Origin of the sequence: Faecalibacterium sp. i25-0019-C1 (assembly GCF_042854225.1) — a bacterium.
GTDB lineage: Bacteria > Bacillota > Clostridia > Oscillospirales > Ruminococcaceae > Faecalibacterium > Faecalibacterium taiwanense.
The window spans coordinates 2,577,564-2,600,347 of sequence record NZ_AP031428.1; the positions used below are offsets into that span (position 1 = coordinate 2,577,564).

The window sequence follows — 22,784 nt, forward strand, 5'->3', positions numbered from 1 at the left end:
GAATCCTTTCAACGGATAAGTTATACCATATCATTCCCTAGTATGTCAATATGAATACTGGATTTTCGTGATTCAGTCACCTTTTTTGCCCTTTCCGGTCAGTTTTCCCAGTACCACCTTCCACTTGGGGTAGCCCCAGCGCTTATCCTCGGCAAAATCGTCCGCCAGCTTCCACGGAAAATTGCCGCCGTCGAAGTAAAGATTGCCCGTCTCGTCCACGCGGTCCAGCTTTTTGGGCAGATACGCCTCATCGTAGTAGCTCTTGCGGCGGTCGGGCAGCACCCAGTGCAGGGTGCCGTCCTCGTCCATGCCGGATGCCCATACGCCGAACACGAAGGTTGCGGCTTCGCCGTAGCAGTGCTGCTCAAAGCGGATGGCACCATCGTAATAGAACTTGATGACCTCCAGCGTGCCGGATTCCTTTTTGCCGTCGCGGCCCAAGGTGGGGCGGTAGTCCTGCTGGTAGCGGCAGCCGCAGTGACTGCCGGCAAAATCTTTTGCGTGGAACGACATGGAGTTATCCTTCTTTCTTTTTAAAAATGCCCTTCAAAGTCGCCCTCGATCTCATAGGGCCAGCTCAGGATGCCGCCCAGATCGTACAGGCGGGTGTAGCCAAGGCTTTCCAGCTTGCGCACGGCATCGGCACTGCGGCGGCCGGTGCGGCAGTAGACCAGCCATACAGCGTTCTTATCCGGCAGCACCTCAGCCGCACGGCTCAGCACCTGACCCAGCGGCAGCAGCTTTGCGCCGGGGATGTGGCCCACGGCAAACTCGTCCGGCTCCCGAACATCTACAGCAGCCGCCTCGTGTGCATCCAGCAGACGGATGGCATCGGCAGCCGTGATCTTCTCACTCATACTCTCACTCCTTATAATATTCTCTTATCCATCCTATGATAACAGACCTTTTTTGTTTGCACAAGAGGATACCTTTGCAAAATCCGAGCAACGTGCTATACTATAGGAAGCAATAAGGAGAGGATCGCCATGAAATTTTCGACCAAAAGCCGTTATGCCCTGCGCCTGATGGCCGAGCTGGCACGTTATGCGCCGGGCACCACCGTGAGCCTTAAGGAGATCAGTGAGCGGCAGAACCTGAGCCTGAAATATTTGGAGCAGATCGTGACCCCGCTGGCCCGTGTGGGCCTTGTAAAAAGCGAGCGCGGCAGTCAGGGCGGCTACCGCCTGACCAAAGCCCCTGCCGACTACACCGCCGGCGAGATCCTGCGCGCCATTGAGGGCAGCGTGGCACCCATTCCCTGCCTTGGCAGCGAGACCAACGAGTGCCCCATGTGGGAGCAGTGCTTCACCCTGCCCTTCTGGACCGGCCTTGATGAGGTGATCAACCAGTATATCGACAGCGTAACGCTGGAACAGCTTTCCAGCCAGCTGCCTGCATCCGATAAAAAAGAAGGCTGTTGCAGCTGCGGCACGAAAAATGCCTGAATCTTGAAAGAAATGCTTGACATTCGCCTTTGCATCGGCTATAATAACAAAGCATTCAGCGAATGCCTATAGGGGTATAGCTCAGCTGGTAGAGCAGCGGTCTCCAAAACCGCGTGCCGTGAGTTCGAAACTTACTACCCCTGCCATAAACGCACAGGTTCTTCGGAGCCTGTGCGTTTTGTTTTTGTACTCAAAGCAATCCGCACTCCGTCAGCCTGCTTTTGCAGTCATACAACAAAAAAACACCCCGAAGTCCTAAGGCTTCGAGGTGTCTGCTGTGGAGCTGCTATCCAGATTCGAACTGGAGACCTCATCCTTACCAAGGATGCGCTCTACCAACTGAGCTATAGCAGCAAATGGCGACCCGGATCGGGCTCGAACCGACGACCCCCAGCGTGACAGGCTGGTGCTCTAACCAACTGAGCTACCGGGCCATGATCGCTCAAGTTTCGCGCGGCGCTTACCGCCGGAACGTGCTTTATTATATCGAAAAAGCGTCCGCTTGTCAAGCATGAATTTACGAAAAACGCAAAAAAGCCTGAAAGAGCCGTTCAAAGCCCGCTCTGCCCTGTTCCGGACCCACACAGCAGAAACGATCTACAAAAGAAAAACGCCCCGAAATCTTTCGACTTCAGGGCATCTGAGCTGGAGCTGCTATCCAGATTCGAACTGGAGACCTCATCCTTACCAAGGATGCGCTCTACCAACTGAGCTATAGCAGCGCAATCACAGCTCAGTTATAATACCACAGTTTCCACCGTTTGGCAAGAGGTTTTTGCAAAAAAATCTGGATTTTTGCAAAAAAGTCGTTTTTTACGAAAGAACTCCCCCAGTCTGCTTACGCAGACAGCCCCCTCGGAGATGGGGCCTTTGGCAGTACGGACAACTTTCCGGTTTTGCCAAGGGCTCCCTCTCTGAGGGAGCTGGCATCGCGCAGCGATGACTGAAGGAGTCTTACTTTATCACTCGATCAGACCGTTCAGCAGGGACAGGCACTTGCGGCTGTGCAGCTTGCGGATCGCCTTTGCCTCGATCTGGCGCACACGCTCACGGGTAACGCCAAAGTCACGGCCAACCTCTTCCAGCGTACGGGGACGGCCATCGTCCAGACCAAAGCGCAGGCGGATGACCTTCTCTTCACGAGGGGTCAGGCTCTTGAGAGCCAGATTGATCTGCTGTGCCACCATGGCGCGGTCTGCGGCCTTGCCGGGGGCTTCGGCGTTTTCGTCTGCGACGAAATCGCCCAGAGAGGAATCCTCTTCCTCACCCACGGGGCTTTCCAGACTTGCCGGCTCCTGTGCCATGCGCTGGATCTCGCGCACACGCTCCACGCTCATATCCATGGCCTTTGCCAGCTCTTCCGGGGTCGGCTCGTGGCCGTTCTGGTACACCAGCTGGTTGGTGGCCTGACGCATCCGGTTGATGGTCTCCACCATGTGCACCGGAATGCGGATGGTACGGGCCTGATCCGCAATGGCACGGGTGATGGCCTGACGGATCCACCAGGTTGCATAGGTGGAGAAGCGGAAGCCGCGGTCACAGTCGAACTTCTCGGCAGCCTTGATCAGGCCGATGTTGCCCTCCTGGATCAGATCCAGGAATGCCAGATTGTGGCCCACATGCTTTTTGGCAATGGACACCACCAGACGCAGGTTCGCTTCGCTCAGGCTGCGGCGGGCGTTCAGGCCATCGCGGCGGGTCTTGAGCAGCTCAGCGCGCTTTTCGTCGCTCAGGGGGCCGTTCTCCACAGCCTCCATAGCTTCCTCTTCGGCAGCCTTTTCCTCGGCATCCTCGCTGGGCTTCTCGTTGCCCTCCTCGTCCAGATCTTCGGTATAGCTGCGGCTGTTCTCATCCTCTTCAAACGAGAAACGGGCGCTGTTCTTTTTGATGTACTCCGGCCCGCCGTACTTCTGGCGGTCGGCCTGCAGGATGTGCGCCGCCTCGGCACCGGCATGGATGCGGCGGCTCAGCTCCACCTCCTGCTCCGCGCTCAGAAGCGGGATCTGACCGATCTGCTTGAGGTAGTTCTTAACGGGGTCGTCCAGCAGTTCGTCCATGGCAGCCTTCAGGTCTGCAGGGTTCTCCTCGCTCTGCTCTTCCTCGTCCTCGCTGATGCCCATATCATCGTTGTTGTTCTCGGCATTCTCGACCTCGGCCATGATGCTGTCCACATCCAGCGTAGGCTCTGCATCCTCTTCCAGAACCTTGATGCCGCGTTCTTCCAGAAGGGTGTAGAGCGTTTCCTCATCCATTCTGCACTGTGCAGCCAGCGCCTTGGCCTCCTTGGCCGAAATGGTGCCTTCGCCTTTCGTCAACAGTTCCTTTAAAGTCATGCCCATTTTGCTCTCTCCTTCTTGCTCCGGGGATGCTCCCGCCGGGGGAAATCCTGTAATAAAGTGTTCCTGCGCATCAGATCACAAGTCCTCCGTTCACGCCGAACACCTGACCGGTGATGTAGCCCGCACCCTCGCCGGCAAGGAACACCAGCAGCTGCGCCACTTCGTCTGCGCTGCCAAGACGGCCCACAGGGGTCTCTTCGGCCAGCGCGGCCTTATCCTCGGCGGTGAATGCTGCCATCATATCGGTATCAATGACCCCGGGCGCAACACAGTTCACTGTGATGCCGCTTGGGCCTTCTTCTTTGGCCAAAGCCTTGGTCAGGCCGATCAGGCCTGCCTTTGCTGCAGAGTAATGCACCTCGCAGCTGCCGCCGGTCTGGCCCCACATGCTGCTCACGGTCAGGATGCGTCCGGCCTTGCGGCGGATCATACCCGGCAGCGCCAGCTGACACAGGTGGAACGCACCGGTCAGGTTCACGTCCAGCATATGCTGCCACTCTTCCGGGGTGATGTCGGTGAACAGCTTCTGCTGGGCGATGCCCGCATTGCTCACCAGCACATCCACACGGCCCAGTGCCTGTTCTGCGGTGCGGAACGCAAGCTCGCAGCTGGCGCGGGACGCCACATCGCACTGCACGGCGGTGATGCCGGGCAGCTGTTTTTCCAGCTCTGCAGCGGCTTTGGCATTGCTGTGGTACAGCACCGCTACGCGGTAGCCCGCCGCATAGAACGCCCGGGCCGCAGCGGCACCAATGCCGCGGTCGCCGCCGGAGATCAGCACACAGCGGCCATTGGCTGCTGCCTGCACGGTAGGTGCCGGTGTTTTCTCCGGCTCTTCCTGCACAGGCTCCGGCATTTCCGGCTGCGGCGCAGGCTGGGGCTTTTCCAGCACCATCACCCGGGTGGGTTCGTCCACCACGGGTGATGCCGCCTTTGGCTTTGGCGGTACGGGCGGCTCCTGTGCAGCCTGTTCCGGCTGCGGCTCCTCACCCGACAGATTGAACGTCAGTTCAAATTCATCTTCGTACAAGAGTATAGTCCTCCTGTCGTGATCTCTGCACTGCAAAGGTATGCCGTGCAGGAGATGTCTGTGCGGCCCATCGCCGTCCGTTCAGCGTCCATTTCTTATCCGGTCAAAGTCCGGTGCTCGGCGCGGCAGACAGCTGCATAAGATGGGTTTCGACAAAACACCATTAAATAATATAGCACAATTTGCCGAAAAAAGAAAGTGGAAGCCGCCTACTTTTTCACGCAGCTTCCACTTTTTTACGGTTTCTTCATATTCCATGCCGGTCATACAGGCGGTTTCCACTTCGGCCGGGCCGCAAGCCGTGCCCGCAGATCCTTGAAAAACGCCTGCAGCAGCTCCTGTGCTTCCTCTGCGCGCAGCCCCTGCTCCACCACCGGGTGGTGGTTGAAGGGCATTGCAAACAGGTCAGTCACACTGCCGCAGCAGCCCGCCTTGGTGTCTGCCGCGCCGTATACCACCCGCCGGATGCGGCTGTTGATGATGGCTCCGGCGCACATGGGGCACGGCTCCAGCGTGACGAACAGCTCGCACTCCCACAGCCGCCAGCCGCCCAGCTTTTTGCAGGCGGCATCAATAGCCAGCAGCTCTGCATGATGCAGTGCGTTTTTTTCGGTCTCGCGGGTGTTGTGGGCGGCAGCTACCACCTCGCCGTTGCGGGCCACCACGGCCCCCACCGGCACCTCGCCCAGTGCAGCCGCCTTGCGGGCTTCTTCCAGCGCAAGGCCCATCAGTTCAGAATCGGTCATAGGTTCCCCTTTATCCTGCTGCAAAAACCAGCAGATTATTCAATGTATGCAAAAGCATCCCCGGCCATACCCTGCCGGTGCGTTCACGAAGTGCGCCCAGCACAAGGCCGCAGCCAAGCGCCCACGCCATGCCCGCCGGGGTGCCGTGCTGCACCGCAAACAGTACCGCCTGCAGCGCCGCGGCCTGCCATCTGCCCAAGGGCTGCGCCAGCTGCTGGATGGCCCCGCGGAACACCAGTTCCTCCACGACAGGTGCAGCGATGCAGTGGTGCACAAAACTCAGCGCCCGCACATCCCACGCCGGGGCAGGCAGAAATGCCAGCACTTTGCCTGCCAGCAGGTAGGCCAGTGCGCAGCCGAACGCAGCCAGCAGCGCCCTTGTTTTTGCCTTTTGCTCCATGGCCTGCCCTCCCTGCCGTGCAGTTCTCAGCGTCCATCTTATCATAAGCAGCGGCTTTTACGCAAGTATTTTGCGCTGGGACGAAGCAATTTTCGCTCAGGTAATTGACTTTTCCCTGTGGATTCTGGTATAATGTTTCCCGACGTTTTATTGCAAAGCGTCGGGAAACATGACTTGAATTTGTTTTTACCGGAAATCCGGAGGTATTTTATGATCCGTATTCTCACCGATTCTGCGTCCGACATCCTGCCCGCCGAAGCCGAGCAGCTGGGCGTGACCGTGATCCCTCTGAACGTGACGCTGGAGGATGGCAGCATCCTGCGGGATGGCATCGACATGACCCCAACCGAATACTACGCCCATCTGGCCAGCTGCCGCAAGCTGCCCACCACCAGCCAGCCCAGCCCGGAGCTGTTCGAGAAGTTCTATCTGGAAGCCGTTGCCGCCGGGGACGAAGTGCTGGGCATCTTCCTGTCACACGAGCTGTCCGGCACATGGCAGTGCGCAAAGCTGGCCGCAGACCTCGCCAATGTAGATAACGTGCTGTTTGTGGACAGTGCCACCGTGTGTCTGGGTGAATCGCTGCTGGTGCGTCTGGCCGTGCAGCTGCGTGACGCAGGCAAGACGCTGGTGCAGATCGCCACCGATCTGGAGCACGCCAAGGAGCACCTGCATCTGGTTGCCGCCATCGACGATCTGAAGTATCTGCGCAAGGGTGGCCGTCTGCCTGCCGCTGTGGCCGTCGCGGGCGGGATGCTGGGCATCAAGCCCCTCATCACCATCAAGGACGGTAAGGTAGCCATGGCCGGTAAGGCCCGCGGCCTGCCCGGTGCCTATGTGGCCCTGTTCAAGAAGATCGAAGAGCTGGGCGGCATCAGCCCGGACTTTGCCGCTGTTGCCGGTTATTCTTCCAGCCTGCGGGAAGTGCAGCCCATCGAGAACTACTTCCGTGAAAATCTGCACATGGGCGAACCGCTGGTGCGCCAGATCGGCTGCGTTATCGGCACCCACGCAGGCCCCGGTGCATTTGGTCTGGCATTCTTTGACAAAGGGCTGGTGCTGGAATAAGCGACCACCGAAAAAAGATCATCCGAGCAAAGTCGGGCAGCCTGCGGGCTGCCCGGCTTATTTTTTGCAGCGGGAAACGGGCGCAAACTCCCTCAGTCAAAACCTGACGGTTTTGCCAGCTCCCTCGGAGAGGGAGCCTCTGGCGCGCCCGGCGCTCACAGCACTGCGTCCGAGATGAGCTTGCCCAGCAGCAGCACCAGCACCACCAGCATCATGGGACGGATGAAGCGCGCCCCCTTTTTCAGGGCGAAATGGGACCCCAGCAGGTTGCCCAGAATGTTGCTGACGGCGCAGGGGATGCCGATGTGGAACACCACCAGACCGTTCATCAGATAGGTGAACAGGCTGGCGTAGTTGCTGGCAAGATTCAGCACCTTGCCGTTGCCGTTGGCGGTGCGCAGGTCAAAGCCCATCAGGGTGGTAAAGGCAATGATGGCAAAGGTGCCGGTGCCCGGGCCCACGATGCCGTCGTACAGGCCGATGCCCAAGCCGATGCCCAGCGCCAGCAGGATCTTTTTCAGGTTCAGGGTTCCGTCGTCCCGGTTCTGGTCCGGCAGGTCGCGCTGCCACAAAATGACCACCGCCGCCACTGGCAGGATGAGGAACATCATGGTGCGCAGCAGTTCATCGCTGAGCAGCAGCACGATATGTGCCCCCAGGGCACTGCCCGCAAAGCTGCCAATGGCTGCAAGGATGCCCACCTTCAGGTTCATTGCACCGTTTTTGAAAAAGTTGGCTGTGGCAAAAGTGGTGCCGCAGGCGGCGCTGAATTTGTTGGTAGCATAGGTGTAGTGGGGCGGAAGCCCGGCAAACAGATAGGCCGGCAGGCTGATAAGACCGCCGCCTCCGGCTGCCGAATCCACAAAGCCTGCAAAGCCCGTCATCAGAACGAGAAACGCCATCATCCATGGCGAGAGCGTGATCCCCATTGTTATAATTCCTTTTATTTTTCCAATTTTGTTCTTTGGGAGAACGTGCGTCTCAGGACAGGGACAGTCGTCCCTCACAGGCCAGCACCTGATCCAGGATCATCCGCGAGACGCGGGCACCGTACACCATGGCGGGGTGTTCATTGTACTCGATGATATCGTGAAAATCCTTGTTCATCAGCACGATGACATACTCGCCGTAGGGGGTGTGGACGATGCCGCCGTCGTTGCGGCAGGCGTTCATGCTGCCGCTCTTGCTGGCCACCCAGATCAGCTCCGGCGCTCCGGTCTCCTCGCAGTCCAGATAGTACTGGGGAAAATCGTGGGTCAGCATGGTGTTGTAGTGCTGCTGGCGCAGGATGGCAAGCATCTCCGCGCTGGCTTCCCGGCTGACCAGCTCCCCTTTTGCAATGCGGGCGAACAGCGCCGCGTAGTCGCGCGGCGTGGTGGTGCCAAGCCGGCGGTAGCGGTCAAAGTGGAGTGGATTGTGCAGCACAGTATGCGCAAAGCCCAGCTCCCGGATGCAGGCGTTGATGGTATCCAGTCCCAGATAGTCGATGATCATATTGGTGGCGATGTTGTCCGAGCAAATGATCATCATGGTAGCGGTGTCCTTCACCTTGAGCTTTGCGCCCACGCCCAGCGCGCGCAGCATACCGCTGCCGTCCACGAACTGGCTCTGCTCATAGGTGATCTCTTCGGCAAGGTCTGCTTTGCCGCGCTGCGCCTGCAAATACAATGCAGCGAGAATGAACGCCTTGATGGTGGATGCCGTCTCAAATTCTTCGTCCGCGCCAACCTCCACGGTATGGCCCTGCAGGTCGTCCACGAACACGCTCATTTTGCCCTGATAGCAGTACAGCTCCACAGCAATGCGTTTTTCCAGCGTCATGTTTTTATCCATATCGGCATATTCTCCGTTGTTATTACAGGTTTTCCTCAAAAAAGCGCATGGCATTGCGGTAGTAGATGCCTTCCACCTCGTCCTCGGTGAAGCCCTCTTTGCGCAGGGCATCCGCCAGCAGCGGCAGGAAGGCAGCATTTTCCAGCTGGTGGGGGCCATCGATGCCATCAAAATCGCTGCCAAGGGCGATCATCTGTGCACCGCCCACCTGCTTATAGTGGGCTGCATGCTTTGCGATCAGCTCCACCGTGCTGCGGCAGTTTTCCGGGTGGGTGGGGTCGGTGTCCAGAAAGGGCGCATAGTAGTTCAGGCCCGCAATGCCGCCGCGCTCCGAAAGGGCGCGGATCATCTCATCGGTCAGGTTGCGGGTGTGGGGTGCCAGTGCACGGCAGTTGGAGTGGCTGGCCGCAAAAGGCCGGGTGCCGTGCTCCACGATATCCCAGAAGCCCTTGTCCGAAAGGTGGCTCACATCCACGATCATGTGCATCCGTTCCATCTCGGCCAGAAATTCAAAGCCCTTCCCGGTCAGGCCCTTTTCGGTCTGGGGCACCAGCACGCCGCCGGGGTTCCGCTGCGGCGCTGCCAGCTCGTTTTCGTGGTTCCATGTCAGGGTCATCATGCGCACGCCCAGCTCATACATCCGGCGCAGCACCCCCACGCTGCCCTTGCAGCAGGCGCCTTCCTCGATGGTGAGCATCCCGCTGATCTTTCCCGCCGCAGCATTCCGGCGGATGTCCGCCGCCGTGTACACCGGAGCAATTTTTTCCGGGTATGCCGCCATGATGCGTTTGAACTGGTCGATCTCTTCCAGCGCTGTCACCAGCGGGTCCGCTCCGGGCGTCTTATCACCCAGATTGACGAATGCTGCAAAGCACTGCAGCAGATAGTCGCCTTTTTGTAATTTTTCAAGGTCGATATGCAGATCGTTCTGCGCGAAGCTCTTAGGCCGGCCCGCATGTTCGGCTTTGCGCAGCTCGCTGAGGGTATCGCAGTGCAGATCCCAGACTTTCATGATGTTTTCTCCTCTTTATTCCTCTTGCAGCAGCTGCAGCAATTCCTCTGGTTTCATGGACAGGATCGCTCCGTCTGCCGAGCCGGTGACCGTCTCGGCAAGGTCCTGCTTTGCCTGCTGCAGCTCCACGATCTTTTCTTCAATGGTGTCCTGCGCAATGAGCTTGTACACCTGCACCGGATTGCGCTGGCCGATGCGGTAGGCGCGGTCGGTGGCCTGATTCTGCGCAGCCACGTTCCACCACGGGTCGTAGTGGATGACGATATCTGCCGCCGTCAGGTTCAGGCCGGTGCCGCCCGCCCGCAGCGAGATGAGGAACACGTCCGCTTCGCCGCTGTTGAACCGGCGCACAAGCTCCGCACGCACCGGCTTTGGGGTGGAGCCCTGCAGGGTAAAGTGGCTCACGCCCGCTTCGTCCAGCCGTTTTGCCAGCAGTTCCAGCATGGAGGTGAACTGGCTGAACAGCAGGATGCGGTGTCCGCCCTCCACAGCAGCCGTCACCAGCTCCATGCAGGCATCCAGCTTGGCACTGCCGCCGTCCCAGTTGTCTGCCACAAGGCGCGGGTCGCAGCAGATCTCCCGCAGGCGCATGAGCACTGCGAACACCGCCATTTTATCCTCCGGCTTTGCAGCGCGCAGCTTTTCCCGCGCGTCCACCACAGCGGCAAGGTAGAGCTTGCGTTGCTGCTCGTCCAGCTCGATGCGGTGGAGATTCTCGGTCTTGGGGGGCAGCTCTTTGAGCACCTCGGACTTCATGCGCCGCAGGATGAACGGCCCGGTGAGCTGGTTCAAACGGCGCAGTGCGTCTTTGTCGTCCTCCTGCACGATAGGCTTTTCAAACCGGGCGCAGAAGGTCTTGTAGGGCGGCAGATACCCCGGCATCAGGAAGGAGAAGATGCTCCACAATTCGCCCAAGCGGTTCTCCACCGGGGTGCCGGTAAGGGCAAACCGCACTTTGCTGTTCACTCCGCACACCGCCTTGTACTTTTGGGTAGTGTGGTTCTTGATGGCCTGCGCTTCGTCCAGAATGCAGGCGTAGAATTGCTGCCCGCTGTAAAGCTCCTCGTCCCGGCGCATCAGGTCATAGCTGGTCACCACAAGGTCGGCTTCCGCCCACTGCTTTGCCAGCTCTGCCCGGTGAGCAGCGTCGCCGTCCACAGCCACGCAGGAAAGCTGCGGCGTGAACTTCTGGCATTCCTCCTGCCAGTTGAGCACCAGCGATGCCGGGCAGACGATGAGGCTGGGCAGGCGCTGGCCGCTTTCCTTCATGGCCAGCAGGTAGCTGAGCACCTGCACGGTCTTGCCAAGGCCCATATCGTCGGCCAGAATGCCGCCCATGCCGTAGCCGTCCAGCGTGCGCAGCCAACGGTAGCCATCCCGCTGGTACTTGCGCAGCACATTGTGCAGGCTTTCCGGCGGAGTATACTCGCTGTCCTTCACGGCGTGAAAGCTGCGGCTGATGCGGCGGAACGCATCGTCGCGGTTGAAACGCAGGCCGTTCTGGCCCGAGAGCGCCCAGTCGAGACTGGGTGCACGGTAGAGCGGCAGCTCGGCGTGGCCGCTCTTGAGCTTGGCCCCGGAAAGTTCCAGTGTATCGTTCAGTTCGTCCAGCCCTTCCAGACTGTCATCCAGCCGCAGCAGACGGCCGTCCCGCAGGCGGTGGTAGCGCTTTTTCTGGTGCAGGGAGCGCAGCAGGTCTTTCAGCTCTGCCACCGGGAACTCGCCGGTATCCACTTCCAGATCCAGCACACTGCCGTGCACCGAAACGCCCACCGTGATGCGGGGCGGCGCGGCCTGCAGGCTGCGGAAGGCATCCGTCAGGTATACTTCACCCTCGGCCAGCAGGGCCGGCACGCCCTCCTCCAACATGCGGTAGATCTCGTCCTCGTCAGCGGTGCCGTACACTTCCTCTCTGCCGCCCACACCGGGCTGCAGATAAGAGGCCAGCAGCCGCTTTGCCCGGCTCTCGGCGCGCACATCCCGCAAAAGCCCTGCCGGAGACGGCACGAACGGCGTGACCTTATCCTCCCCGTACAAAAACTCCGCGTGTGCTTCGATGCGGAAGCTGTCCGGTGCGTCCAGATAGAACTGCACCACCGGTTCCAGCGGGATCTGGTTCAGCAGCAGACGTTCCGGGTCCACGATGTTCAGCTTGCTGCCCAGCTCCGGCAGCACATAGCTGCAAAAGGCCGTGGCATCTGCGCTGGTAAAGAACAGGCTTTTGCCGCCCAGCGCCTGCAATGCGGGCAGGATGCGGGTGCACCCGGGCCGCTGCAGCCGCCAGAGCGTATCCTCGCTGAACAGGTAATCATAGTCAAGGCCCTGCACAGCGGAAAGTGCGGGTTCGCCTTCCACCTGCACACCGCCGCGGCGGCGCTCCACGGTCATGGTAATGACGGGCAGACCTTCCCGCAGCTCGTACCCGCCCAAAAAACCGGTATGCTCGTACAGCTGCACAAGGTCATCAAAGATCTCGCCGGTCAGGATCATGCCGCCCGCCGGGCCTTGTTCGGCCCCACCGTACACCCGCACGGCGGCTTTGTCCATGCTCTGCCTTGCGTTCACCTGACGGCGCAGCAGCTGCAAAAGCGCACGGGACTCTTCATCAAAGGCATCCCACCGGTGCACAAAAGCCAGTGCCTTGCCGTAGCTGACGCTTTTGCCCATCTCGACGGCTTCCATCAGGTTCGGGATGCTTTTTACCACATACTGCCGCCCGCCGTCCGAGATGCGCAGCCGCAGCCATGGCTGTGCGCCGGGCACGAGGGTCAGCTCCGGTTCCAGATGGGCAAAGCCGGTGCGCTGGGCGGTCTCGTCCACACCAAGGTTTTCAAGGGCTGCTTCCTTGTAGGTATCCAGCAGCCTGCGGGCCTCGTGATCCGACACCGGCGTTTCGCCGTGCCACTTTTTGCCAAACAGCATTTCCAGCCCGGAGGCATAGCTGTCCCGCCGGGCCGGTTCCGGGGCAAGGCCCGCCGCGCCGCGCACAACACCGGGAATCGCATCCGGCTTTGCCGCCGGTGCAGGGGCATTCTTTTCGGCATCGTCCAGCAGCAATGCGCCGATATGCTTGCAGTAGGTGCCCTCGCCGTTCTGGTTATACGGGCAGCTGCAGGACGCACTGACAAAGCTGCCGTTCTCCCGCAGCCATGCCTGCGTATAGTAATAGCTGCCGCCGCTGCCCTGTACCATGGCCGAAATATGCCGCACGCCATCGGCGTTCACGGTGCAGGTGCTCTGCTGGATGCGCTTGCGGTATTTCTTAGCCCGCTCAAAAATGTTATCGCCCAAAAGCGTGCGGATCTCGTCTGCATCCATGGCTGTTTCCTCCCGGTTTGGCTGTAAAACCTTCTTATCTTATAAGAATACCGCACCCGCACCCCGGATGCAAGAGGGATCTGCCGCCCAATTTCCATACAAAAAAATCCCGCTCCTTTTCAGGAACGGGATCATTTTACGATCTTGGAATGCTGCGGGGATCACTTGACCGTCTTGCCAAGCTCAGCATCCGTCTCAATGGCGCGCTCACGGATCTTTTCCAGCGTCTGCTCACTGAGGATATGCTCTGCCTTGCAGGCATCTTCGGCGGCGGTCTTTTCGTCCACGCCCAGCTGCATAAAGAAGTGGGTCAGCAGACGGTGACGGCTATAGATGCGCTCTGCGATCTCGCGGCCCGGTGCCAGCAGGGTCAGGTTGCCCTCGCCGTCCACCGCGATATAGCCGTTCTCGCGCAGCTTCTTCATGGCAATGCTGACGCTGGCCTTGGTGAAGCCCAGCTCATTGACAACGTCAATGGAGCGCACTTTACCCATACGCTGACTCAGCATCAGGATCGTTTCAAGATAATCTTCTGCGGATTGGTGGATCTGCATGGTATGTTTGCCTCCTGTCTGTGCCGGGATGCAAAGCACCACGGTTTCATATAGTACAAGATATCACACTTTTTGCCGATGTGCAAGCAATTCGCGGAAGTTTGTTAAAACAAACTAAATTTATCCTGCACAAATCTGCTGTTTTGCCGGTTTTTAGTCGGCCGCGTTTTGTGCAAAGGCGATAAATTATTTTGCTTCCAGATATGCCGCCGGGCCGGACTGGTACAGGTCGCCGCCGTGGGCATCCAGGATCACCGTCAGCGGCATATCCTTCACAATCAGGCGGCGCACGGCTTCACAGCCAAGGTCCGGCCACGCGATCACTTCCAGCGTCTGCACGCTTTTTGCCATCAGCGCACCGGCCCCGCCAAGCGCTGCCAGATACACAGCCCCGTTGCGCACCACAGCCGCCTTTACGGCATCGTCCCGCTTGCCCTTGCCGATCATGATCTTGTTGCCAAGGTCCAGCAGACGGGGGCTCATGGCGTCCATACGGCCGCTGGTGGTGGGTCCCGCCGAGCCGATCACCTGGCCCGGGCGTTCCGGCGTGGGGCCAACGTAGTAGATGGCGCTGCCGGTCAGATCAAAGGGCAGCGGTTCGCCTTTTTCCAGTGCTTCGGTCATCCGCCTGTGGGCCTGATCGCGGGCGGTGTACACCACACCGGAAAGCAGCACGGTGTCGCCCGCCTTGAGCGGGGCAAGATCCTCGGCCGTGCAGGGAGTCGTCAGTCTGTATTCCATCTTTGCCCCTCCTTACAGTTCTGCGCTTGCACGGCGGGTCACATGGCAGGAAATATTCACCGCCGCAGGCAGGCCCGCCACATGGGTAGGCATCTGCTCAATGGCAAGGCCCAGACAGGTGGTCCTGCCGCCAAAGCCCTGCGGGCCGATGCCCAGCTCGTTGATGGCGGCAAGCAGCTCCTGCTCCAGCTGTGCGTAATAGGGGTCCGGGTTTGGCACATCCAGCGGACGCAGCAGGGCCTTCTTTGCCAGATACGCCACCTTGTCAAAGCTGCCGCCCACGCCGATGCCCAGCACGATGGGCGGGCAGGGGTTGGAGCCTGCCAGCTTCACCGTGTCCAGCACGAACTTTTTGAAGCCCTCCACGCCGTCGGCAGGCTTGAGCATTTTGATCTGGCTCATGTTCTCGCTGCCAAAGCCCTTGGGTGCCACCGTAATGCGGCAGCCCTCGCCGTCCACCAGATGCACTGTGATGGCCGCCGGGGTGTTGTCGCCGGTATTGCCCCGGCGCAAAGGGTCTGCCACGATGCTCTTGCGCAGGTAGCCGTCGGTGTAACCCCGGCGCACGCCCTCATGGATGGCAGCTTCAAAGCTGCCGTCAATGTGCACATCGGTGCCAAGCTCCACAAACACGCAGGCCATGCCGGTATCCTGACAGATGGGCAGGTTTTCTTCTTTTGCGGCGGAAAGGTTCGACCACAAAAGGTCGAGAGTGCTCTTTGCCAGCGGCCACGGCTCTTCCTGCCGGGCCTTGTCCAGCGCCGCCTGCACGTCCTGCGGCAGGCGGGTGTTGGCTTCGATGCACAGCCGTGCAACGGTATCCGTGATCTCCTGTGCGGAAATGGTTCTCATAAACGCTTCCTCCGCTTACAGACGGGCAACGCCGGTCTCGCGGGCAGCCTTTGCCACGGCATTTGCCACAGCTTCGGCCACGCGGGGGTCGAACGCGCCGGGGATGATGTTCTCCTCGCTGCGGTCGGCATCGGTGATGAGGTCGGCGATAGCGTAGGCGGCGGCCAGCTTCATCTCATTGTTGATGTCCCGGGCGCGGACGCTCAGTGCGCCCTTGAACAAGCCGGGGAAGCACAGCACGTTGTTCACCTGATTGGGGAAGTCGCTGCGGCCGGTGGCCATCACCCGCACGCCGCCGGCCTTGGCCTCGTCCGGCATGATCTCCGGGGTGGGGTTGGCCATGGCAAAAACGATGGCATCCTTGTTCATGGTCTTGCACAGCTCAGTGGTCAGGATGCCGGGCTTGGAAACGCCGATGAACACGTCGGCACCTTCCAGTGCTTCCTTCAGGCCGCCCTTGACCTGACGGGGATTGGTCACCTCACCCAGCCAGTTCTTGTGGGCTTCGGCGCTGTTGCAGCCCTTGTACAGGGTGCCGAACTGGTCCACTGCAATGATGTCCTTTGCACCGGCGGTCATGAGCATCTTGATGATGGCAGTACCGGCAGCACCGGGGCCGTTCAGCACGATGTGCACATCTTCCATCTTCTTGCCCACCACACGCAGGGCGTTGATGAGGGCAGCAGTAACGACGATAGCAGTGCCGTGCTGGTCATCGTGGAACACGGGGATGTCCAGCTCACGCTCCAGTGTTTCTTCGATCTCAAAGCATTCGGGGCTCTTGATATCCTCCAGATTGATGCCGCCAAAGGTGGGCGCAATGGCCTTGCAGGCAGCAATGACGCTGGCAGCGTCGTGGGCATCGATGCAGATGGGGAAGGCATCCACGCCGCCGAACTCCTTGAACAGCACCGCCTTGCCCTCCATGACCGGCAGACCGGCTTCCGGGCCGATATCGCCCAAGCCCAGCACGGCGGTGCCATTGGAAACGACCGCCACCATGTTGCCCTTGAAGGTGTACTTATACACGTCGTCGGGGTTTTCCTTGATCTTGCGGCAGGGTTCGGCCACACCGGGAGTGTAGGCGGTGGACAGGTCATCGCGGGTGGCGACCTCCACCTTGCTTACGATGCCCACCTTGCCCTTGTGGGTCTCGTGCATTTCCAGAGCAGCTTTATTGTAATCCATTTGAATTTCCTCCAATATCTTACCGTCCTCGCCCTCTCCATTGCACAGCGATGACAAAAGGAGGAACTCCTCCAGTCTCGCATACGCTCGACAGCCCCCTCAGGGAGGGGCCTTATATTCCCGGGAAGGCTCACTTATTTTTATTGTAACAGAACCGCCCGCCCATTTCCACCGGTTTTGGTCACTTTTGCGCCTATAGACGGGCAAAAGTGATACAAACCCGCCGCAGGATTTGTGGAAATTTTGCAAAGAACTTTCCTTTTGCCGTCAGAACGTATATAATAAATGGGTATCTGTTCTGCCTGTACCGGTCTTTTGCTGTGCATCAGGCCGATTTTTATGGAGGTATTTCTTTTGAAAAACAACACCAAAAAACTCCTGTGCATCCTGCTGGCCATCGCCGCAGCGGTGTGCGTCATTTTTGCCTGTTTCATGCTGACAAAGCACAAGCAGACCGACAGCGCTTCTTCAGCTGCCGCATCCGTCTCGCAGTTTGGCTCTGTTGCCGACTTCGACTACGAGGCCTTTGATTACAGCGATGGTCTGGACGAAAACGGCTATTGGAGCGGCATCAAAGCGCTGGATTATGTGACCCTGCCGGAGGACTTCGGCTCCATCGCCCTGAAGGAGAACGACCTGACCCCCACCGAAGATGAACTGCAGCAGCAGGTGGACAACCTGCTGAACCAGTACACCTCTTCCCAGCCCGTTACCGGCCGTTCCGCCCAGAGCGGAGATGTTGCCAACATTGATTACACCGGCACCGTGGACGGCGTGGCCTTTACCGGCGGCACTGCCACCGGCTACGACCTGACCCTTGGCAGCGGTTCCTTCATCGATGGCTTTGAGGACCAGATCATCGGGCACAATGTGGGCGATACCTTTGATGTGACCGTCACCTTCCCGGACGGCTACGGCGATTCCACCGATGCCGAGGGCAACACGATCACCCTCAGCGGCAAGGAAGCCGTGTTCAGCGTGACCCTGAACTCCATTTCCGAAAGCGTGACCCCTGAGCTGACCGACGAGTGGGTGGACTCCAACTTTGGCATCAGCGATGATCTGCACACCGTCGACCAGTTGCGCAGCTACTTTAACGATGCGCTGTATGCCACCAACTACGAGAACGCCATCGTGGACTACCTGATGTCGAACTCCACCTTCAAGGAGCTGCCCAGCGAGATCACCAGCTATTACATCCGCATGTTCCTGAACTACTACAACCAGTACGCCACCGCCTACGGCATGGATCTGAATGCTTTTGCCCAGACGCAGGGCTACACCGATGCCGATGCCATGCTGGCCGCATCCGACGCTTACTTTGAGCATCTGGCAAAGCAGGACCTGATCCTTCAGGCCGTGGCCGAGACCAAGAGCCTTGCTCCCACGCAGGAAGAGCTGGACGATGCCGAGAGCACCTATGCTTCCACTTACGGCGAGAACCGTGCGCACCTGAACGCCCTGCAGTCCTGTGTGCTGGACTGGCTGGAAGAGAATTCCACCGTAGCGTAAAAACACAAGAACCATTTAGAATGCCCTCCGCTTTTCTCTGGGCATAAATAGCGGAAATACTATTTTTTATTAGAGCAATACCGGACAGACTGCGGTCTGTCCGGTATTGCATTTTTCACAGAAGGGGCCGCAAAGAAAAACAGCATCTGAAAGCTCCGGCCCTTCCTGTGAAAAAGCAGCTCCGAAAAGCCCGCAGGCTTTTCGGAGCTGCAAATTAAAGATAAATTATCCTCTGAATATGCCCAGAGCAAAGCGGAGGGCATTTCAAATCGTCAAGCTTTTTCTTTCTTCCCGCCGTTCAGCTTCCAGAGCAGCCATGCATAGAAGTAATTCATCAGCAGGATGGCGATGCACCACAGCACCGATGCCTGCACGCTCTGGTCATACACCTTCATAAAGGGATATGGCCCATCTACCACGCGCTGGATGTTCAGCCACAAAATGATGCCGCCATACAGCACCGTGGGCAGCAGCGCCCACTTGACCGTGCTGCGGGGCAGGCGCGGTGTGCGCTCCAGCAGCACAAAGGAGAAGATGGCCGCCAGCGGGTTGAGCAGATGATGGTACAGCATGGAGCTGGTGCACAGCATGATGTACCAGCCGTTTCCGTCCTCATACATGGGGCCCAGCACGAACACCACCGTGAGAAAGGTCATGGTCAGGCAGCAGGTGGCGATATACTTGAGGGTGTGCAGCCAGCGCGGCAGTTCCCTGCCGGTAAAGATGCACACCAGCTGGCTCACCGCTACCATGGCGCAGATGCAGGCCGAAAGGATGTTGGAATCCTCCGTGTAGAAAATGAACATCTGCTCTTTGCCCCAATCCCAGCTCATGGGCAGGGCAATGGGCTCTGCCCAGACGATGAACAGGTTCAGTGCGATGGAGAGCAGGCGGCGCGCCGTATCAGCAAATTTTTTCATGGAAAGCCTTTCCGTCTTGTAATATTTCCTCGAAAATTTGAAAAAGGGCAGGTCTCCCTGCCCTTTTTCAAAAAACGCTTTATTTTGCGGTGTTGATGAAGCTGCGGTTGTCCCACAGGTACTTGATGCCGGAAATGGCCGTCACGGCAGCCACCAGCCAGCACAGCACCACCGAGACTCCCACAACCATGACCGTGGCATCCCAGGACACATTCGCCGCAATCGCCATGCCAAAGAAGTAGAAGATGATGCTCAGCATCTGCAGCACGGTCTTCACCTTGCCCCACATGTTGGCGGCGATCACCTTGCCGTCCTTGGCGCCGGCGGCCACCATTCGCAGGCCGGACACGGCAAATTCGCGGGCCAGAATGATGCACAGCACCACCGGGCTGCACACGCCGTCCCGCATCATGTAGATGAAGGCCACAGTGGTGAGCAGTTTGTCGGCCAGCGGGTCGGCAAACTTGCCGAAATCGGTCACCATGTTCCACTTGCGGGCCAGATGGCCGTCCAGAAAATCGGTAAAGCTGGCGGCAGCAAAGACGATGCCTGCGATCAGGTAATACGTCGGCTGGAAGGAGCCATCCGCGATGCCGCTCAGACCGGTCAGGGACGCAAAGATCATGAACACGGGCACCAGCAGGATGCGGGTCAGGGTAAGTTTATTGGGCAGATTCATACAGATTCCTCCAATTTGTTATTTTGCAACAGTACCATACAGATCGTAAAGGTCGCTGTCGTCCACCAGAACATCGTAGAACTGGCCGGGATACAGCGGTTCCTCGCTGGAAACGCAAACATTGCCGTCCACCTCAGGGGCGTCGCCGGTGGTGCGGCACAGATATAGGCCGCTCTCCTCGTCGATGCCGTCACAAAGCACATGCACGGTCTGGCCCACCTTTTCGGCCTGCTTCTGGGCCATGATGCCGGTCTGGATCTGCATCACCAGTTCGGCGCGCTTGTCCTTGACTTCCTGCTCGATCTGGCCGTCCATCTTGGCAGCAACGGTGTTCTCCTCGGCCGAGTAGGCAAAGCAGCCCAGACGGTCAAACTTTACTTCCTTGACAAAATTGCACAGATCTTCGAACTGCTCCTCGGTCTCGCCGGGGAAGCCTGCGATCAGAGTGGTGCGCAGGGTGATGCCGGGGATCTCACGGCGCAGCTTGCCGATCACTTCCAGCAGCTCGGCGCGGTTGGAGCGGCGGTTCATATTCTTGAGGATGGTGTCATTGCAGTGCTGGATGGGCAGATCGAGGTAGGGCACCACCTTCTCATTGCGCTTCATGGCGGCAATGAACTCATCCGTGATGCGCTCCGGGTAAGCGTACATAATGCGGATCCACTCGAGGCCCGGCACCTTGTTCAGCTTATCCAGCAGCTCGCAGATGCTGCCGGGCTTGCCCCAGTCCTCGCCGTAAGCGGTGGGGTCCTGTGCGACCACGATCAGCTCTTTCACGCCCTCACCGGCCAGCCAGCGGGCTTCGGCCACGCAGTCGGCCATATCGCGGCTGTGCAGCGGGCCGCGGATGCCGGGGATGGCGCAGTAGTGGCAGCGGTTGTTGCAGCCTTCAGCGATCTTTAAGTACGCATAGTGGGCAGGCGTGCCGATGACACGCTTGCCGCCCAGCGGAAAGTCCTTTTTGGCACCGTAGCTTTCCAGATGGTCCTCACCATGGAACAGGCGGGCCACGATGGTGTCGATGGCCTTGTTGGAGGCACAGCCCACCACCGCGTCCACCTCAGGGATCTCTTCCTCGATCTGGCTGCGGTAGCGCTCGGCAAGACAGCCGGTGACGATGACCTTCAGCTCCGGGTTCTGCTGCTTGTAGGAGCAGGCTTCCAGAATGTTTTCAATGGCTTCGGTCTTGGCGCTCTCGATGAAGCCGCAGGTGTTCACAAGGATCACATCTGCTTCGGCCAGATCGGCCACGGTCTCGTGGCCGGCAGACAGCAGGATGTGCACCATCACATCCAGATCGACCTGATTCTTGGGGCAGCCAAGGGAAATACACGCAATTTTCATAGGGGATGATACTCTCTTTCTCTTTTGAGGGGTGCTTTTTATTCTTCTTCCGCTCTTTTTATCGCTTCTTTTATGACCGAATACGCAAAGCCGCGGCGCTGCAGGGCAGCCACCACAAGGTCGCGGCGGCCATCGGCCAGCTTTTTCATGTAGCGGCTGCGCACCAGAGCGGCGGCAGCTTCCAGCTCCGGGCTTTCGCCGTCTGCGTCCGGGGCATAGACGCTTTCCAGCGCCTGCTCGATCTGCGCGCCGGAAAGGCCCTTCTGCCGCAGGTTCTGGGCCGCCGCACGGCGGCTCTTGCGGGCGGCAAGCAGGCTGTGTGCCCGGGCTTCGGCATAGCGGTCATCGTTTACGTAATCCAGCTCCACCATCTCAGCCACAGCAGCCGCTGCAGCCTGCTCGGTAAAGCCATAGCACAGCCGTTCATACAGCTGTGCCGAGGACATCTCGCGCGAGGCCAGCGCATCCAGTGCGCGGGCGCGGGCCTTGGCCGGGTCGGCGCACTTTTCTTCTTCCTGCTTCGGGCGGCGGCGTTTATAAAAGGACATTTAGTCCTCCACCATGATATCCAGTTCGCTCTCGCTGCTGCGGGCAGGAGCCTTGACCACCGGCTCCTTGGCATCTGCAGCCTTGGCGGGTTCCTCGGCCTTGGCCGCAGCGCCCTTGCCTGCCGGGCGGCGGGATGCGTACAGCTTATCGGCATTGGCGCGGATCTGGCCCTCGATGTCGTTTGCGATCTCGGGATTGTCCTTCAGGAACTGCTTTGCGTTGTCACGGCCCTGACCCAGACGGATATCGCCATAGTTGAACCATGCGCCGCTCTTCTGCACGATGCCCAGCTTCACGCCCACATCAATGAGTTCGCTCATCTTGGAAATGCCCTCGCCGAACATGATATCGAACTCTGCCTCACGGAACGGAGGTGCCACCTTGTTCTTGACGATCTTGGCGCGGGTGTGGTTGCCGATGAACTGGCCGGAAGAGTCCTTCAGGCCCTCCACGCGGCGGATGTCGATGCGCACCGAGGCGTAATATTTCAGGGCGCGGCCGCCTGTGGTGACCTCCGGGTTGCCGTACATCACGCCCACTTTTTCACGCAGCTGGTTGATGAAGACGCAGACCGTGTTGGTCTTGCCGATGACCGAAGTCAGCTTGCGCATGGCCTGACTCATCAGGCGGGCCTGCAGGCCCACATGGCTGTCGCCCATTTCGCCCTCGATCTCAGCCCTCGGCACCATGGCGGCAACCGAGTCCACCACGATGGCATCGATGGCACCGGAGCGCACCAGTGCTTCGCAGATCTCCATGGCCTGCTCGCCGGTGTCCGGCTGGCTGACCAGCAGATTGTTGATGTCCACGCCCAGCGCTTCGGCATAGGTGGGGTCCAGTGCGTGCTCCACATCAATGAAGGCCACTTCGCCGCCCTGCTTCTGGGCTTCGGCCAGGATGTGCAGAGCCAGCGTGGTCTTACCACTGGATTCCGGGCCGTACACCTCAATGATGCGGCCGCGGGGCACACCGCCCACGCCCAGAGCCAGATCCAGACCCAGACTGCCGGTGGAAATGGCATCCACCTGCATGGAGGCGTTATCACCCAGCTTCATCACGGCACCCTTGCCGAACTGCTTTTCGATCTGGGCCAGCGCAGTGGCCAGCGCATCCTTTTTGGCCTCCGGCTCGGTCTTTTTGGTCGCCGGGGCAACGGTGTTGTTGTTCTGATTTTTTGCCATAGCGTGCTGCTCCTTTTCTTCCTGCTGCCCGCCGTGCGCGGGCTGTCCGTATACTTTCCAGTATAGTATACCA

The 22,784-nt window shown here is 59.3% G+C and carries 23 protein-coding genes and 4 tRNA genes; 4 read left to right on the plus strand and 23 right to left on the minus strand.

Annotation, left to right across the window (positions count from 1 at the left end; all coding sequences use genetic code 11):
* Positions 1–72: 72 nt before the first annotated feature.
* Both ACGHUK_RS12655 and ACGHUK_RS12660 read right to left on the minus strand, forming a co-directional pair.
* Positions 73–513, minus strand: coding sequence for a hypothetical protein (locus tag ACGHUK_RS12655; RefSeq protein WP_390574473.1), 441 nt, complete (start codon positions 511–513; stop codon positions 73–75).
* Between the two features lie 20 nt (positions 514–533).
* Positions 534–857 carry a rhodanese-like domain-containing protein gene (locus ACGHUK_RS12660; protein ID WP_005937868.1) on the minus strand — a complete coding sequence of 108 codons (324 nt, stop codon included), beginning with the start codon at positions 855–857 and terminating at the stop codon, positions 534–536.
* 129 nt (positions 858–986) lie between these two features.
* Between ACGHUK_RS12660 and ACGHUK_RS12665 the strand changes: the two genes are divergently transcribed.
* Positions 987–1,445 carry an Rrf2 family transcriptional regulator gene (locus ACGHUK_RS12665; RefSeq protein ID WP_005937871.1) on the plus strand — a complete coding sequence of 153 codons (459 nt, stop codon included), beginning with the start codon at positions 987–989 and terminating at the stop codon, positions 1,443–1,445.
* Positions 1,446–1,515: 70 nt separating this feature from the next.
* A tRNA-Trp gene (locus ACGHUK_RS12670) sits at positions 1,516–1,591 on the plus strand.
* A 132-nt stretch (positions 1,592–1,723) separates the two neighbouring features.
* Here ACGHUK_RS12670 and ACGHUK_RS12675 read toward each other — a convergent pair.
* The 8 genes from ACGHUK_RS12675 to ACGHUK_RS12710 form a co-directional block, all read right to left on the minus strand.
* Positions 1,724–1,799, minus strand: a tRNA-Thr gene (locus ACGHUK_RS12675).
* Positions 1,800–1,802: 3 nt separating this feature from the next.
* Positions 1,803–1,879: transfer RNA gene (locus ACGHUK_RS12680), tRNA-Asp, on the minus strand.
* 212 nt (positions 1,880–2,091) lie between these two features.
* Positions 2,092–2,167: transfer RNA gene (locus tag ACGHUK_RS12685), tRNA-Thr, on the minus strand.
* A gap of 240 nt (positions 2,168–2,407) precedes the next feature.
* The gene (locus ACGHUK_RS12690; RefSeq protein ID WP_005937878.1) at positions 2,408–3,784 is read right to left on the minus strand and encodes a sigma-70 family RNA polymerase sigma factor; all 1,377 of its coding nucleotides are present in this window, start codon (positions 3,782–3,784) and stop codon (positions 2,408–2,410) included.
* Positions 3,785–3,854: 70 nt separating this feature from the next.
* The gene (gene ymfI, locus ACGHUK_RS12695) at positions 3,855–4,814 is read right to left on the minus strand and encodes an elongation factor P 5-aminopentanone reductase (RefSeq protein ID WP_242959976.1); all 960 of its coding nucleotides are present in this window, start codon (positions 4,812–4,814) and stop codon (positions 3,855–3,857) included.
* 81 nt (positions 4,815–4,895) lie between these two features.
* Positions 4,896–5,081: a hypothetical protein gene (locus ACGHUK_RS12700; protein ID WP_143405584.1), complete on the minus strand. Its 186-nt coding sequence runs from the start codon at positions 5,079–5,081 to the stop codon at positions 4,896–4,898.
* Positions 5,078–5,560: a nucleoside deaminase gene (locus tag ACGHUK_RS12705; RefSeq protein ID WP_005937887.1), complete on the minus strand. Its 483-nt coding sequence runs from the start codon at positions 5,558–5,560 to the stop codon at positions 5,078–5,080. The genes ACGHUK_RS12700 and ACGHUK_RS12705 overlap by 4 nt, the downstream gene beginning before the upstream one ends.
* A 10-nt stretch (positions 5,561–5,570) precedes the next feature.
* On the minus strand, positions 5,571–5,960 hold the full coding sequence (locus tag ACGHUK_RS12710; RefSeq protein ID WP_097777160.1) for a CPBP family intramembrane glutamic endopeptidase: 390 nt from the start codon (positions 5,958–5,960) through the stop codon (positions 5,571–5,573).
* A gap of 210 nt (positions 5,961–6,170) precedes the next feature.
* Between ACGHUK_RS12710 and ACGHUK_RS12715 the strand changes: the two genes are divergently transcribed.
* Positions 6,171–7,028, plus strand: a complete 858-nt coding sequence (locus ACGHUK_RS12715; protein WP_120079798.1) for a DegV family protein — start codon at positions 6,171–6,173, stop codon at positions 7,026–7,028.
* Between the two features lie 155 nt (positions 7,029–7,183).
* On the opposite strand, the gene ACGHUK_RS12720 is transcribed toward ACGHUK_RS12715, so the two are convergent.
* The 8 genes from ACGHUK_RS12720 to ACGHUK_RS12755 all read right to left on the minus strand — a co-directional run bounded on the left by ACGHUK_RS12720 (position 7,184) and on the right by ACGHUK_RS12755 (position 16,526).
* On the minus strand, positions 7,184–7,957 hold the full coding sequence (locus ACGHUK_RS12720; RefSeq protein ID WP_097774417.1) for a TSUP family transporter: 774 nt from the start codon (positions 7,955–7,957) through the stop codon (positions 7,184–7,186).
* 52 nt (positions 7,958–8,009) lie between these two features.
* Complete coding sequence (locus ACGHUK_RS12725) at positions 8,010–8,861, minus strand: serine hydrolase (RefSeq protein WP_390574474.1); 852 nt, start codon at positions 8,859–8,861, stop codon at positions 8,010–8,012.
* Between the two features lie 22 nt (positions 8,862–8,883).
* Entirely contained in the window at positions 8,884–9,873 is a 990-nt protein-coding gene (locus ACGHUK_RS12730) for a dipeptidase (RefSeq protein WP_390574475.1), read from the minus strand.
* Between the two features lie 15 nt (positions 9,874–9,888).
* On the minus strand, positions 9,889–13,191 hold the full coding sequence (locus tag ACGHUK_RS12735; RefSeq protein ID WP_390574476.1) for an SNF2-related protein: 3,303 nt from the start codon (positions 13,189–13,191) through the stop codon (positions 9,889–9,891).
* 161 nt (positions 13,192–13,352) lie between these two features.
* The gene (locus ACGHUK_RS12740) at positions 13,353–13,745 is read right to left on the minus strand and encodes a metal-dependent transcriptional regulator (RefSeq protein ID WP_097774413.1); all 393 of its coding nucleotides are present in this window, start codon (positions 13,743–13,745) and stop codon (positions 13,353–13,355) included.
* Positions 13,746–13,931: 186 nt separating this feature from the next.
* Positions 13,932–14,486: a Fe-S-containing hydro-lyase gene (locus tag ACGHUK_RS12745; protein WP_097774412.1), complete on the minus strand. Its 555-nt coding sequence runs from the start codon at positions 14,484–14,486 to the stop codon at positions 13,932–13,934.
* A 12-nt stretch (positions 14,487–14,498) separates the two neighbouring features.
* Positions 14,499–15,338 (minus strand): fumarate hydratase, encoded by an 840-nt coding sequence (locus ACGHUK_RS12750; RefSeq protein ID WP_097774411.1) that lies wholly within the window; start codon positions 15,336–15,338, stop codon positions 14,499–14,501.
* Positions 15,339–15,353: 15 nt separating this feature from the next.
* Positions 15,354–16,526, minus strand: coding sequence for an NADP-dependent malic enzyme (locus ACGHUK_RS12755; RefSeq protein WP_005937919.1), 1,173 nt, complete (start codon positions 16,524–16,526; stop codon positions 15,354–15,356).
* 354 nt (positions 16,527–16,880) lie between these two features.
* Between ACGHUK_RS12755 and ACGHUK_RS12760 the strand changes: the two genes are divergently transcribed.
* Complete coding sequence (locus ACGHUK_RS12760) at positions 16,881–18,038, plus strand: trigger factor (RefSeq protein WP_390574477.1); 1,158 nt, start codon at positions 16,881–16,883, stop codon at positions 18,036–18,038.
* A 272-nt stretch (positions 18,039–18,310) separates the two neighbouring features.
* On the opposite strand, the gene ACGHUK_RS12765 is transcribed toward ACGHUK_RS12760, so the two are convergent.
* The 5 genes from ACGHUK_RS12765 to recA all read right to left on the minus strand — a co-directional run bounded on the left by ACGHUK_RS12765 (position 18,311) and on the right by recA (position 22,711).
* Positions 18,311–18,958 carry a hypothetical protein gene (locus ACGHUK_RS12765; RefSeq protein WP_390574478.1) on the minus strand — a complete coding sequence of 216 codons (648 nt, stop codon included), beginning with the start codon at positions 18,956–18,958 and terminating at the stop codon, positions 18,311–18,313.
* 79 nt (positions 18,959–19,037) lie between these two features.
* Positions 19,038–19,637, minus strand: a complete 600-nt coding sequence (pgsA, locus tag ACGHUK_RS12770) for a CDP-diacylglycerol--glycerol-3-phosphate 3-phosphatidyltransferase (protein WP_390574479.1) — start codon at positions 19,635–19,637, stop codon at positions 19,038–19,040.
* A gap of 18 nt (positions 19,638–19,655) precedes the next feature.
* Positions 19,656–20,981: a 30S ribosomal protein S12 methylthiotransferase RimO gene (rimO, locus tag ACGHUK_RS12775; protein WP_005937940.1), complete on the minus strand. Its 1,326-nt coding sequence runs from the start codon at positions 20,979–20,981 to the stop codon at positions 19,656–19,658.
* A gap of 38 nt (positions 20,982–21,019) precedes the next feature.
* Positions 21,020–21,529, minus strand: a complete 510-nt coding sequence (locus ACGHUK_RS12780) for a regulatory protein RecX (RefSeq protein WP_097774405.1) — start codon at positions 21,527–21,529, stop codon at positions 21,020–21,022.
* Positions 21,530–22,711 (minus strand): recombinase RecA, encoded by a 1,182-nt coding sequence (recA, locus tag ACGHUK_RS12785; RefSeq protein WP_005937946.1) that lies wholly within the window; start codon positions 22,709–22,711, stop codon positions 21,530–21,532.
* Between the last annotated feature and the right edge of the window lie 73 nt (positions 22,712–22,784).

What these genes read in the sequence shown, in the direction of transcription:
- ACGHUK_RS12655 (WP_390574473.1), bottom strand. Translation starts at nt 513, where the DNA reads ATGTCGTTCCACGCAAAAGATTTTGCCGGCAGTCACTGCGGCTGCCGC.
- ACGHUK_RS12660 (WP_005937868.1), bottom strand. Translation starts at nt 857, where the DNA reads ATGAGTGAGAAGATCACGGCTGCCGATGCCATCCGTCTGCTGGATGCA.
- ACGHUK_RS12665 (WP_005937871.1), top strand. Translation starts at nt 987, where the DNA reads ATGAAATTTTCGACCAAAAGCCGTTATGCCCTGCGCCTGATGGCCGAG.
- ACGHUK_RS12690 (WP_005937878.1), bottom strand. Translation starts at nt 3,784, where the DNA reads ATGGGCATGACTTTAAAGGAACTGTTGACGAAAGGCGAAGGCACCATT.
- ACGHUK_RS12700 (WP_143405584.1), bottom strand. Translation starts at nt 5,081, where the DNA reads ATGACCGGCATGGAATATGAAGAAACCGTAAAAAAGTGGAAGCTGCGT.
- ACGHUK_RS12705 (WP_005937887.1), bottom strand. Translation starts at nt 5,560, where the DNA reads ATGACCGATTCTGAACTGATGGGCCTTGCGCTGGAAGAAGCCCGCAAG.
- ACGHUK_RS12710 (WP_097777160.1), bottom strand. Translation starts at nt 5,960, where the DNA reads ATGGAGCAAAAGGCAAAAACAAGGGCGCTGCTGGCTGCGTTCGGCTGC.
- ACGHUK_RS12715 (WP_120079798.1), top strand. Translation starts at nt 6,171, where the DNA reads ATGATCCGTATTCTCACCGATTCTGCGTCCGACATCCTGCCCGCCGAA.
- ACGHUK_RS12720 (WP_097774417.1), bottom strand. Translation starts at nt 7,957, where the DNA reads ATGGGGATCACGCTCTCGCCATGGATGATGGCGTTTCTCGTTCTGATG.
- ACGHUK_RS12725 (WP_390574474.1), bottom strand. Translation starts at nt 8,861, where the DNA reads ATGGATAAAAACATGACGCTGGAAAAACGCATTGCTGTGGAGCTGTAC.
- ACGHUK_RS12730 (WP_390574475.1), bottom strand. Translation starts at nt 9,873, where the DNA reads ATGAAAGTCTGGGATCTGCACTGCGATACCCTCAGCGAGCTGCGCAAA.
- ACGHUK_RS12735 (WP_390574476.1), bottom strand. Translation starts at nt 13,191, where the DNA reads ATGGATGCAGACGAGATCCGCACGCTTTTGGGCGATAACATTTTTGAG.
- ACGHUK_RS12740 (WP_097774413.1), bottom strand. Translation starts at nt 13,745, where the DNA reads ATGCAGATCCACCAATCCGCAGAAGATTATCTTGAAACGATCCTGATG.
- ACGHUK_RS12745 (WP_097774412.1), bottom strand. Translation starts at nt 14,486, where the DNA reads ATGGAATACAGACTGACGACTCCCTGCACGGCCGAGGATCTTGCCCCG.
- ACGHUK_RS12750 (WP_097774411.1), bottom strand. Translation starts at nt 15,338, where the DNA reads ATGAGAACCATTTCCGCACAGGAGATCACGGATACCGTTGCACGGCTG.
- ACGHUK_RS12755 (WP_005937919.1), bottom strand. Translation starts at nt 16,526, where the DNA reads ATGGATTACAATAAAGCTGCTCTGGAAATGCACGAGACCCACAAGGGC.
- ACGHUK_RS12765 (WP_390574478.1), bottom strand. Translation starts at nt 18,958, where the DNA reads ATGAAAAAATTTGCTGATACGGCGCGCCGCCTGCTCTCCATCGCACTG.
- pgsA (WP_390574479.1), bottom strand. Translation starts at nt 19,637, where the DNA reads ATGAATCTGCCCAATAAACTTACCCTGACCCGCATCCTGCTGGTGCCC.
- rimO (WP_005937940.1), bottom strand. Translation starts at nt 20,981, where the DNA reads ATGAAAATTGCGTGTATTTCCCTTGGCTGCCCCAAGAATCAGGTCGAT.
- ACGHUK_RS12780 (WP_097774405.1), bottom strand. Translation starts at nt 21,529, where the DNA reads ATGTCCTTTTATAAACGCCGCCGCCCGAAGCAGGAAGAAGAAAAGTGC.
- recA (WP_005937946.1), bottom strand. Translation starts at nt 22,711, where the DNA reads ATGGCAAAAAATCAGAACAACAACACCGTTGCCCCGGCGACCAAAAAG.